Origin of the sequence: Pseudomonas fluorescens (assembly GCF_001307155.1) — a bacterium.
Classification (GTDB): domain Bacteria; phylum Pseudomonadota; class Gammaproteobacteria; order Pseudomonadales; family Pseudomonadaceae; genus Aquipseudomonas; species Aquipseudomonas helvetica.
The window spans coordinates 1,296,202-1,308,891 of record NZ_CP012830.1; the positions used below are offsets into that span (position 1 = coordinate 1,296,202).

The 12,690-nt window shown below is 56.1% G+C and carries 6 protein-coding genes and 1 pseudogene; 3 read left to right on the forward strand and 4 right to left on the reverse strand.

Annotation, left to right across the window (positions count from 1 at the left end; all coding sequences use genetic code 11):
• Positions 1-21: 21 nt before the first annotated feature.
• From AO353_RS05860 to AO353_RS05870, 3 genes are read left to right on the forward strand one after another with little or no spacing between them, the layout of a single operon-like run.
• A complete protein-coding gene (locus AO353_RS05860; protein WP_237142963.1) occupies positions 22-4,107 on the forward strand; it encodes a neuraminidase-like domain-containing protein in 4,086 nt (1,361 codons plus the stop codon).
• A complete protein-coding gene (locus AO353_RS05865) occupies positions 4,107-8,594 on the forward strand; it encodes a SpvB/TcaC N-terminal domain-containing protein (RefSeq protein ID WP_054594105.1) in 4,488 nt (1,495 codons plus the stop codon). The genes AO353_RS05860 and AO353_RS05865 overlap by 1 nt, the downstream gene beginning before the upstream one ends.
• Complete coding sequence (locus AO353_RS05870) at positions 8,591-11,392, forward strand: RHS repeat-associated core domain-containing protein (RefSeq protein ID WP_054594106.1); 2,802 nt, start codon at positions 8,591-8,593, stop codon at positions 11,390-11,392. Before AO353_RS05865 ends, AO353_RS05870 begins: the two co-directional genes overlap by 4 nt.
• 43 nt (positions 11,393-11,435) lie before the next feature.
• Here AO353_RS05870 and AO353_RS29540 read toward each other — a convergent pair.
• From AO353_RS29540 to AO353_RS05885, 4 genes and pseudogenes are all read right to left on the reverse strand, one after another.
• Positions 11,436-11,540: pseudogene (locus AO353_RS29540) on the reverse strand (VOC family protein); the annotation flags it as partial.
• Between the two features lie 17 nt (positions 11,541-11,557).
• Positions 11,558-11,977 carry a type II toxin-antitoxin system VapC family toxin gene (locus tag AO353_RS05875; RefSeq protein WP_054594107.1) on the reverse strand — a complete coding sequence of 140 codons (420 nt, stop codon included), beginning with the start codon at positions 11,975-11,977 and terminating at the stop codon, positions 11,558-11,560.
• Complete coding sequence (locus AO353_RS05880; protein ID WP_054594108.1) at positions 11,974-12,219, reverse strand: FitA-like ribbon-helix-helix domain-containing protein; 246 nt, start codon at positions 12,217-12,219, stop codon at positions 11,974-11,976. The genes AO353_RS05875 and AO353_RS05880 overlap by 4 nt, the downstream gene beginning before the upstream one ends.
• Positions 12,220-12,301: 82 nt before the next feature.
• Positions 12,302-12,670, reverse strand: coding sequence for a glyoxalase superfamily protein (locus AO353_RS05885; RefSeq protein ID WP_054594109.1), 369 nt, complete (start codon positions 12,668-12,670; stop codon positions 12,302-12,304).
• Positions 12,671-12,690 lie beyond the last annotated feature (20 nt).

Below are 12,690 nucleotides of genomic sequence, written 5' to 3' on the forward strand. Positions count from 1 at the left end.
ACCTCTATTCAAGGATCGAATATGACCGTTGCCATTAAAAAGCAGCTTGATGAACGCCTGCGCGATGCATTGTTGGCGCTGTATCTGAACAAAGTCGTGCCCGTCGACGCCACGGCAAAAAACCTCAAGCTCAAGACCGCCCAGGATCTCTACGAATACTGGTTACTCGATGTGCTGGTCAGCCAGGATGTGCCCACCACCCCCGTGGCCTGTGCCATTGCCAGCCTGCAGCACTACATCAATCGCATTCTGATGAACATGGAGCCCGGTTATGACTCGGCAACCGATGCTCCCGAGCATGTGCAGACATGGCGCAATGAGATGCACCAGTACCCAACCTGGGCCGCCCATCAAAAGCTGCAGTACTTCCCCGCGATTTATCTGGACCCCGGCCTGAGAAACAACAAGAGCGATAACTTCCAGCAACTGGAAAACGACCTCAGCCAAAACCGGATTCAACCCGATGCCGTTCAGACTGCCGTGCTGGCCTACCTGACCCGGTTCGAAGAAGTCGCCAACCTGAACATCCTCAATGGCTATATCGAGGGTGCAGATTTCGCCAACAGCACTTATTACTTCATCGCCAAATCCCGTAGCGAGAACACCTATTTCTGGCGTTCGCTGAACATGGCGCAACGCCCAGCCCAGACTGATCAACCCGACCCGTTCGCCTGGTCGGACTGGGAAAAAGCCGATGTGCCCATTCCGGATGACGCCATCGAGCATTCGATTCGCCCGGTCTGGTTCAACAATCGCCTGTTTGTCGTCTGGGCCGAATGCATTCATCAGGATCCTGCCGCCCACTCCAGCGAAAGCCAAACGACCAAGAACAATCCCCTGTTTCGGCTAAGCCTCAGCTACCGTAAACACGATGGCAGCTGGAGCACCGCGCGAACCTGCCTGCAGGGTTACGGCGACGATGTAACACTGCAAGACAAGGACTTGAGTTCAATCAAGTCGCTGACAGGTACTGTCGCCGTCCATCACCAGGAGAACTCGCAGGATTGTCTGATTATTGCCCTATACGTTAACCCGCAAGATGCCAAGGCCGACAACAGCTTTATCTTTCTGAAAACAGCCAGCGTCGACAAATACCTCACGCACAGCCCAGGAGTATTCATTCCTAAAGAAGACACAGCAAAAAACCGACGGCATCTGCATTACACACTTACGCAAGATCTCTGCGTGCTTTCCAACACGCACTCACTTCAACCAAAAATCTCTGCACAAGCAAGATCCAATGCACGCACAGCATTATTAAAGACTTCAATACCCATTGATTTAAAAGATAAAAATGTAGCGCCCATTGAAAAGCCCGACGAATTTACCGCCAACATAGTCTATGACCCAACCAAACCAACGCTTACCATGAGTCTTAAATTAAAGGAGGCACATTCCCTCAAAAGTGGCGATTCAATTAAATACGTTATATTACGGCCACTATCCGTTAGAGACTCCCAACGCGAACGTACCTCTTCGTCCAAGACCCTGCCTCACCTAGATAAAGAGTTTACAGCCACATTCGACACCGACCAAATCAAGACAGAAGGTGAACCTTTTTATTACGGATATTGCATTACTAACGACGCGGTAAAAAAAACAGAAATTTACTATCTTGCTGCCATCAGACTCAGGATTCGCAACGATTTCCGCACTCCCACAATTAAACGTTCGGGCACGGTGCAGTTTCTCGACTTCTCGGAATCGACGATTTCGCACAGCGACGAAGGACTTCCCGGTCGTCAGCCAATCAGACTCAACACCGCATTCGCCGCAGAGTTGATCCAACGTACCGAAAACAGTCTGGACAAACTGTTCAGTACGGAAACACAACGTCTGCCAGAGCCAAAAATTGCAGACACCGATTCCGGAACAACCATGGATTTCCACGGCCCTTACGGTCGTTACTTCACAGAACTGTTCCTGTACCTGCCGTGGCTGATCGCCCATCGGTTGAACACAGAACACCAATACGACGAGGCCGAACGCTGGATTCGCTATGCCTTCGATCCAGGCCGTAAGCAGTCCGGTTACTGGAATGCGGTCCCTCTGACCGGCCCCGATGTCCCCTCATATTCCAGCCAGGCACCTCACGATCCGCACCAGATCGCCCTTAGCCATCCTGTGCATTTTCGCAAGACGCTGTACTTCCTGTACCTCGACATTCTGATCAACCGAGGCGATGCCGCGTACCGCGAACTGACACCCGATAGCCTCGGCGAGGCAAAGCGCTGGTATGTGCGGGCATTGGATCTGTTGGGGCCACGCCCGGTTGTTCAACAAGTCGATCAGTGGTCGGCTATCAGCCTGCAAGCGTTGAGCAAGGCACCCAGTAAAAGCCTGCGCACATTCGAAGATTCACTGATCCGTTCAACCCTGCAATTACGCGAAGGCAGTCCGCAGAAATCTTTACCTGCTATCGATACCCAGCATCTGCGTTTGCCGTTCAACCCGGAACTGCTCAAGCGCTGGGACATCGCCGAGAGTCGTTTGTACAACCTGCGGCATAACCTCGACATCGTCGGCAAGCCCTTGCATTTGCCGTTATTCGCGGCGCCATTGGACCCTCGCGCCTTGCTCAGCGCCAATGCATTGAGCGCTTCAAGCGGCGGAGCTTCGAATCTGCCGAGCACACAAATCCCGCACTATCGCTTCACGGTCATGCACAGTCAGGCCCTGAGTGCAGTGGAAAGTGTCAACCAGTTCGGCGCCACGCTGCTGTCGCTGATCGAGCGTAAAGAACAAACCCGGTTGCAGGAATTGCAGCAACAGCACGCCTGGGACCTGGCGAAAATGTCCGTCGACCTGCAAACCCAGGCGCTGCGCATCGACCGGCAAAACCGCCAGGCCCTGCTGGCCAGCAAAGCGATCGTCCGGGGCCGAATCAGCCACTATCAGCAGCTGCTGGAGAAGGATGTCACTCAAGAAGAAGCTGCCGCCAGCCAACTGTATTTGAGCAGCGGCGCATCCGAACTGGCGGCATCAGCCTCCCAGGTCGTCGCGGGCGGCATGATGATGGTCCCCAATATTTTTGGTTTCAGTAATGGTGGTAGCCGCTGGGAAGGCGGGATGCATGCCGCCACTGCGCTCGCACAAGGCTCCGCCATAGCGACTCGCACCGCGGCCAGCCATCTCGACCGTACGGCGCAATTCAGTCGTCGGCGGGAGGAGTGGACCCTGACCCGTGATCAGGCACAACTCGAACTGGACCAGATCGACGCACAACTCGCGCACTTCACCGAGCAGGAAACCGCCACACGCCTGCAATTACGCCAGGCTGAAACAGCACTGAGCCAGACCAAGGCCAGCTACGACTTCCTCAGCAAACGCTTTACCAAAGCGCAGCTCTACCAATGGCTCAACAGCCAGTTTGCCACGCTGTACTACCAGGCCTACGACGCGACACTAGCCTTGTGCCTGGCCGCCGAAGCCTGCTGGCAATACGAGCGCGCCGACTTCAGCACGCGCTTTGTTCAACCCGGGACCTGGAACACAACTTACCGTGGGCTTGGAGCAGGTGAGCAGTTGAAGCTGAGCCTGCTGAAAATGCAGGCCGAATATTTGCAGCGTAACGAGCGAGAACTGGAGATTCGTAAAACCGTGTCGCTGCGTCAGATCAAAGACCAGGACAGCTCCAGCTCAATCAACAAAGAATGGAAGGACCTTCAAATCGATCTGAAGGATGGTATCTGTGATTTCGAACTGACCCACGCCATGTTCGAAGACGATTACAAAGACCAGAAGCATTACCTACGACGCATCAAGACCCTCAGCGTCTCCTTGCCAGTCCTCCTCGGCCCCTATGAAAACATCCGGGCAACGCTGACCCAGACCGCAAGCAAAGTGTTCATGTCTCCAGGTGACCAAGGACAGCTCATGGAAAACAAGCGAGCCAGCCAGCAAATCGCCCTTTCCACCGGAGTCGACGACAACGGCCTGTTCACCCTGAACTTCAACGATGAACGCTACCTGCCCTTCGAATACACCGGCGCCATCTCCACATGGCGCCTGACCTTTCCCAATCCCGAAGCGCAGAAAGCCATGCTGGACTCACTGACCGACATCATCGTGCACGTGAGCTACACGGCCAGATCGGGAGGTGCGTAATGAACGAACAAAACGCATTGCCTGTCATCGCGCCGTCACTGCCCAAAGGTGGCGGCGCGATTCAAAGCATTGGCAAAGGCTGGGGAGCCGTCGGCGCCCACGGCGCGGCCTCTTATGAGCTTGCCTTGCCGATTTCGCCGGGTCGCGGCTTTGCTCCCTCCTTGTCTCTGAGCTATGGCAGCTCGGTGGGTAACAGTGTGTTTGGCATCGGTTGGGGGATGTCATTACCCACCGTCGGGCGACGCACCAGCAAAGGTGTGCCGGCCTATACCGAGGATGACGAGATTGTCGGCCCCAGTGGAGTTGTCTGGTTGCCCGAGCGCGATCTACAAGGCGTCATCACCTCAACCCGCATCGACCATTACAACGACCTGGAACTGGGCGAAACCTATACCGTCACGCGCCACTTCCCGAGAATCGAAAGCAGCTTCGACCGTATTGAATATTGGTCCTCACAGAGCGACAAAGCGGGTTTCTGGCTGGTGCACGGTGCTGATGGCAGCCTTCATGTGTTCGGAAAAAAACCTGCATCGCGTCGTGCCGATCCGCAGAATTCGCAGCGTGTCGGCGAATGGCTGCTGGAGGAGAGCCTGAACGCACATGGCGAGCACATCCTTTACCAGTACAAGGCAGATGGCGCCAAGGCCCAGCGCTATTTGAGCCGTGTGAGCTATGGCAATTTCAAGGCCGATGCGCACCTTTACTTATGGAAAGCCGATCGCCTGAGGCTTGTGCAATGGCACTTCGAACTGGTGTTCGACTACGGCGAACGGAGCACGGCGTACGAACAGAAACCGGAATATGACGGCCAACAGTGGCAACCCCGTAGCGACGGGTTTTCCAGCTTCGCCTACGGCTTTGAATTACGTACGGAGCGCCTGTGCCGCCAGGTGCTGATGTTTCACCGCTTTCCCGATGAATTGGGTACCGACCCCGTTCTGGTCCGACGCCTGCTGCTCGATTACCGTCAAACGTCTCTGGGCTATCAACACCTGACAGCGGCCCATGAACAGGCGTTCGGCAACGCGACAACAGCCGATAGCCGTCCTCCCGTTGAGTTCAGCTACAGTCAGTTCAAGCTCCCGGCCGACGCCCACAACTGGCAGCAGTTTCAGGACATGCCCGGTCTCAACGACGGTCAGCGTTACCAACTGGTAGACCTGTACGGTGAAGGGCTGCCGGGGGTACTTCATTCCAGTGAAAATGCCTGGTATTACCGCGAGCCCATACGCGCCAAAGCCAAAAGCAATAAAGTGACTTACGATCAGTGGCGCGCCCTGCCGACGATCCCGACCGCCGATACTGCCAAACCTGTGCGCCAATCACTGAGCGACCTCACAGGCGATGGTCGACTGAACTGGGTCATTGCTCAGCCAGGATTGAGTGGGGTTTTCTCCCTGGGCCCCGATCGAAACTGGTCGAATTTTGCCTCGCTCGACGCGTTCCCTACGGAGTTTTTTCATCCACAAGGACAGTTGGCCGATCTGATGGGCGAAGGGCTAAGCGACTTGACGCTGATAGGCCCGCGCAGCGTTCGGCTGTATGCCAATCAACGAGAAAAGGGCTTTGCTGCTGCCCGCGAAGTGCCTCGGGAAGAGGACGAAGACGCCCTTCCCGTGCTCACGTCTTCGCCCACCGAGCTGGTGGCTTTCAGCGATATCCTGGGCAGTGGCCAACCGCACTTGGTCCGTGTTCGCCACAATGAAGTGAAGTGCTGGCCAAACCTGGGACATGGACGTTTCGGTAAAGGCTTCGTGCTGGGCTCGCCGAAACTTGACTACGAGACATTCGACGCTTCACGTATTCGCCTGGCAGATCTGGACGGTTCGGGCGCCGCCGATCTGATCTACCTGCATGCGGACCATGCGCAGATATTCATGAACCACTGCGGCAATGCTTTCGACCTGTCAGTTGCCCTGCCCTGGCCGCAAGGTGTGCGCTACGATCGTTTCTGCCAGGTGAGCATCGCTGACCTGCAAGGGCTCGGTTGTTCCAGCCTGATACTCAGCGTGCCGCACATGACAGTGCAGCATTGGCGCTACGACTTCGTCAGTGAAAAACCGTATTTGCTTACTGGCACCAATAACAACATGGGCGCCGCCGGCAGCATCCGCTACCGAAGTTCGGCGCAGGAATGGCTGGATGAAAAAGCAGAGAGAATCAAAGCCGGCAAGCCCCGCAGCTGTCATCTGCCCTTTGCCCTGCATCTGGTTTCGAGCCAGACCCAACTCGACGAGATTACCGGCAATCAACTGACCCAGAGCTTTTCCTATCGCCAAGGCTATTACGACGGTATCGAACGGGAATTTCGCGGTTTCGGCCTGTTGCTGCAAACCGACAGTGAAGCCAATCCCGGTGATGCCGACTCGCAAGGTTTTACGACACCGAGCCTGAAAAAGAGCTGGTACCACACCGGACAAGCAGTGGACTTGCCCCGAACCGGTTATCACAGCGCTGACAAAGCAGCGGTGGCACTGGGCAAGGCACTGCTTTGCCAATACCAGCCCGAGATCGGGGGCGACACACTCGTTACCCCTGATACTGCGACAACCCTAGAAATGGCGCGCGCCCTGAGTGGTCATTTACTGCGCAGCGAGATCCTCGGAATCGATACACGCCTGAAAACCAGAACGCTTTATTCGGTTCAGGAAAACCGCTATCAGGTCCGTCTGCTACAAGTGCCAGACAGTAGCCAGCGCTACGCCCGGATGTTGCCGCTGCCACTGGAGTCCATCAGTTACCAGTACGAGGGTATTGCCGATGATCCGCAATGCCAGCACATCTTCAATCTGCAGCACGACAGGTTCGGCGCACTGATCCACAACGTAAGCGTCCACTACGCCCGACGTAAAACCGACAGTGATACCCCGCCGTTCAGCGATGCCGACCAACAGCAATGGTGGCGCGATGCTCATGATCCGGCGCAACAGCTCTACTACCTGAACGAAACCCGCACCGAGTTCATTCATCTGGATTCACCCCAGGGATGGCGGTTGGGTCTGCCTTATCGCCAGCGTACCCATGCGTTGAAACGACCCAAGGCGCATGCATCTGGAGGGCTGGCCACAAAGGACATGACTTACGAAAAGCTCATCGAACTCATCAAGGGAACCGACTGGACGACCCAGAGCATCCTGACGGGCCTGTCCGTGCAACGCTACAAGAACACTTCTACCGCAGAAACCTTGCCAGACGGCACCGCTCACTTCGAAGCCCTGGCCGACCATCTGGAAACCGCCGAGCTGGACGATACAGCCCTGAAAGCCTTTGATGTGTTGTCGCAAGCAACTCGCCCCAAGGGAAAACTGCTTGAACGAAGTGGCTATCACCGCATGACCGATTTTCTCCCGGCGTCCACGTCCCTCAAAAAGCTCTGGTCAGTCAAAAGCGGTTTCTCGACCTACGCCACACTGGAGGGCTTTTACAAAGTAAAAACCCTCCAGCCGAGCACAAGCCAGGGCGTGACCGAGATCAGCCACGACAAGTACGGCTGCCTCATCACCGCGTTCAAACTGCCCGATGGCTGCATCACCCAGGCCGCCTACGATTACCGCTCGCTTGCACCCCGACGCATCACCGATCCGAACGGGAACATTCAAGAAGGCCTCTACGACAGTTTTGGCCAGATACTGGCCAGCAGCTTTTATCGCAGCGAGGGTGACAAGCTCACAGGTTTCAAACCTGTTGCCCAATACAGACGTCCGGTATTCACCCGTCCGAGCGAGGCGATCACCAACAAAGAAGACGCTCTGAAAGACGCCGCCATTGCCATCTATTACGCACCCTTTAGCTGGATGGGGCGCGCCTCGGACACCGCTCTGAAGGACACCGACTGGCTGACCCGTTGCGTAGCCAACGGCGACTTACTGCCGAGCGGACATATCTGTGCCTCGATTCGGCGTCGTCTGGCGGACCTTGAGACACTCTCGGCCGATGAAGCGAAACTGAAAGCCGAACTCGACATCTCGGCTCGCGAGCCGGTGCACATTGTTGCACTGACCGCCGATCGTTATCCCGATGACGACCAAAGGCAAATCCGAATCGCCGTGACCTGCAGTGACGGCTTTGGCCGGACACTGCAACAAAAGCTCAAGGTCGAGTCAGGAACAGCCTACGTCGTCAGCAACACAGGAGAGCTGACGCTCAACGGAAAAATACCGCAGCAACAGATCGCCGCGCAGCGCTGGCGCGTCAGTGAACGTGTCGAATACAACAACAAGGGATTGGCGATCCGAACTTACCGTCCTTACTTCGCCGATCAGCACCGCTACATCAACGATGTGTCCTTTCGGAAGTTCGGCCACTGCGATTTGCAGTTTTACGATGCATTGGGGCGACCGACTCACACACGACTCGCCAAACAAGGTGATCTTTCCTGTCTGCGGCGGCAAACCCGTCATCCCTGGTACACCGTGGATGAAGACGAGAACGACACACTCGAAGAGGCCATGCCCAAACCACTCCCGACAACCGGAGGTGAGGCATGAACGTACGCCTTCACCGCAAGACACCCACGATCAACGCCATCGACAGCCGTGGCCTGCCTGTGCGGCACATCGCTTACTGGCGCGGCAGCGCAGACGACAGCCCTCAAGCACGTATTACCCGCCAGGACCACGACACTGCCGGACACCTGGTTGCGCAGTGGGACCCACGACTGTTTGGCAAAATGCCAAAGGCCAATCTGACCACCGTCTACAGCCTGTCCGGCAAGGAGTTGTTGGTCGACAGTGTCGATGCCGGGTGGCGCCTGAGTCTGCCTGGTGACGCCGGACAGACACTGCGCAGCTGGGATCAGCGTGGCAGCCACTGGCAAACGAGCTACGACAATCAGCTCCGGCCGACCGAAATCCAGGAGCAAGCAGCAGGCCAGGATCTGCGCGTGATAGAACGCTTCAGCTATGGCGATAATTCGTCAGCCGCTGCGGCGAGCAACCTGTGTGGTGCACTGACCCGTCACGATGACAGCGCCGGTACCCTGCTCATCCATGAATATGCACTCTGCGCCAAACCTGCTGGTCAGACACGGCGCTTCCTCATCGATCCCCGGCAGCCGCATTGGCCAACAGACGAGAAGGACCGCAATGTACTGCTTGAAAAGGGCGAGGGTCACAAAACGATCTGGCGCTACGACGCGCAGGGAGAAATGATCCAGCAAATCGATGCCGGTCAGCACCAACAACGTTTCTCGTTTGATGTTGCGGGTCAACTCAAGTCCGTGAGCCTGAAAATAAAAGACGCCGTGATCGAAAATAACATCGTGAAGGATCTGCTCTACAACGCGTTTGGCCAAGTGGAATCCCAGACTGCCGGTAACGGGGTTACCAGTCGCGCCCTGTTCGATCCGGCCAGCGGCCGCTTGACCTCACTCGGCGCGTCCGTGTCTGGCAGCCCCCTGCAGGACTTGCACTACACCTATGACGCAGTGGGCAATGTGACGCAGATCGAGGACAAGACCCAGCCAGTGCAATTTGGCAGCAACCAGCGAGTCGAAGCCATCAGCACCTACACCTACGACAGCCTTTACCAACTGACCAGCGCGACAGGCCGTGAAGCGGAAGGCCCCAACAACCACCCCCACCTTCCGATCTCCAGCAGAGCACCGATCGACGCCCGGCAGTTGTTCAACTTTACCGAGCTTTATACGTACGACACCGGGGGCAACCTGACCGAACTGCGCCATGTTCGCGATCGTAATAACTACACCCGGACCCTGAACATTGCCGCCGCAAACAATCGCCTCCAGTCCTGGAACAAGGGCGACTCAACTCCTGACATTGCAGCAAACTTCGATGCCAACGGTAACCTGCACGCGCTGCAACCGGGCCAGGCGCTGGAATGGAACACCCGCAATCAACTCGCCAGTGTCATGCTGATCCAACGTGAAGACGGGCACGATGACATTGAGCGCTACAGCTACGACAGCAGCGGTCAACGTGTACGCAAGATTCAAACTACCCATGCAGCGTCGGTGACTCACACCCGAGAAGTTCGCTATCTGCCGGGCCTCGAAATCCGCACCCGCACTCACGAGCGACTGGAAGTCATCACCCTGCAGGCGGGTCGCTGTAGCGTTCGCTACCTGCACTGGACCCAAGGCCGACCGGCCGATATCGCGGCCAATCAAATACGCTACAGCCTTGATGACCATCTGAGGTCCAGCTCGCTGGAGCTTGACGACCAGGCGTCGCTGATCAGTCAGGAAAGTTATTTGCCTTATGGCGGTACGGCGTGGACGGCGTCCCGTTCGGCTGTGGAGGCCGATTACAAAACGATTCGATATTCCGGCAAGGAGCGTGATGCCAGTGGACTGTATTACTACGGGCACCGGTATTACGCGCCATGGTTACAGCGTTGGATCAGTCCTGATCCGGCGGGAGCGGTTGACGGGTTGAATCTGTATTGCATGGTGGGGAACAACCCGGTGAGATTTGTCGATCACAAGGGCCTGATGCGAGACGAAGACCTCAGAGAATTCGAGGATTGGGGCAGAGCCCGCTCACAGGAAATCATGGATACCGCTAACGGTGACTTTACCTATCGCTTGATGCCGGATGACTACGATAAAAGCTCTGATCAATTTTTAGACAAGAGATTGCTGAGGCAGGAATTTCTTGCTCACTCGTATGGATACATCAAAACGAGCGAAATTGGGCTCAGCGACTTTTTTAATATCCCAAAGCCTCAAGGCAGTATGAGGGGATATGCAGGGGTAGATATGCGTTACTCAGGCAACGCCACGAACGCCGGGCACTACTTGCAATTCGGAACCTACAGGATCAGTAACACGGCTGACTATGTGACCGATGTGTCCAACCGGTACGCCGCAGCGGGCAATGACATGTTCCACAATTTAACAATCGATGAAGACGTATTAAGAGATGCGCCTACGATCAGCAGGCTGTCCAGTAACGCCCATGAACTGCAACAACCTACGCGAGACTGGATCGCAACTCATATCGATAGAATGGCGGGGATCATGCCGATACTCGCCGGTGGCCCCGGGACCCATGCAGAAGTCCGACTGGTGAACTCAATTGTTGCGCTCTATCCGGATAGAGCGGAAAGGATACTTGCCGACACCACTGTATTCACAGACACATTATCTCGGGGGGCTAACCCTCAGCCATTCCCTGCCTGCATTAACTGCAGCGGGATCATTCCGGAAGGGGTCAATATCCCGACCGGACGCAATCCCCCCGACTATGCGGGATACAACGCACGTGTCCAGCAAATAAACCAGGTACAACGCACGCGTCCGGGAGGTAGTCGGAATAGAAGATGACAGGTCTGTCTTGACTGACCCGCCACCCCATACAGTTATCCGCTCAAACACAAATCGCATGGGTAAACACCAACCGATTCCCGAACGGATCGCTGACGGTCATGTCCTGGCTCCCCCAGGGCATGGCCTGAATCTGTGGATGAGCAAAGGTGATCAATCCAGCGCTCAGGCCTCCCACGGATTGATCACCTCAACCCCGGGAAACTCAAAGTCCCGAACATTGCGAGTAGCAATCGAGGCACCGTGAGTTCGGCAAATGGCGGCAATCTGCGCATCGGCCATCGACGCCGCTCGGCCGTTGGCTTCGCAGCCCGCCACCAGCGTCGCGTACTCGACAGCGGCATGAGCATCAAAAGGCAATATTCTTCCGGCAAAGTCCTCTTCGAACATCGCCATCGCATGCGCTTCAAGTTTCTGTTTACGCTTACCGAATGGCAGCCGGGCAATGCCATGGAGAATTTCTGCGACGGTAACCGCGCTGATTGCCAGATCCATCGCCGGTTGTGCGTCAACCCAGGCCAACACGTGTATATCGGGCTCAGCCCGCATGAACTCTGAAAGAACATTGGTATCGAGCACTATCATTCGGAGAAATCCACCGCTGTCGCTTTCTCCTGGCGCGAAGGCAAATCGAGTTCAACCCCACCGTTTGCGCTAAACCGGCTGCGGATCCGGCTACCAAGCCCTCCTGCCCGGTCAACAGTGGCCAATGCTCTTCCCAGAATCAAACGGGCTTCTTCTTCCATCGAATGCCCATTGTGGGCAGCGGCTATTCGCAGTTGTTCTTTAATCTGGTCGTCAAGGTTTCGAATCGTGATGCTGGCCATGATGCCTCCTGCAATCAATGAAATCATTGATTGAGACTAGCACACCCCCCGCTTGTACAACTCAGTAGACCGCCCAGCGGTCTCAAACACAAATCGCATTGGTAAACACCAACCGATTCCCGAACGGATCGCTGATGGTCATGTCCTGGCTCCCCCAGGGCATGGCCTGAATCTGTGGATGAGCGAAGCGGTATTCCTTGGCCAGCAATTGCTGCTGGAACACTTCCAGCTCATCGGTCTCGATGCGTAGCGCCGAACCCGGCGTTGCGTCGCCGTGGTGCTCGGACAGATGCAGCACGCATTCACCTCGCGACACCTGCAGGTAGAGCGGGAAGTTCGCCTCGAAACGGTGCTGCCAGTCGAGCGTGAAACCGAGGAAGTCGACGTAGAACTCCAGCGCCTTGGCTTCATCGAAGATCCGCAGGATCGGGGTGGTTTTACCGAAGCTCATTGCGCTACTCCCAAACTGAA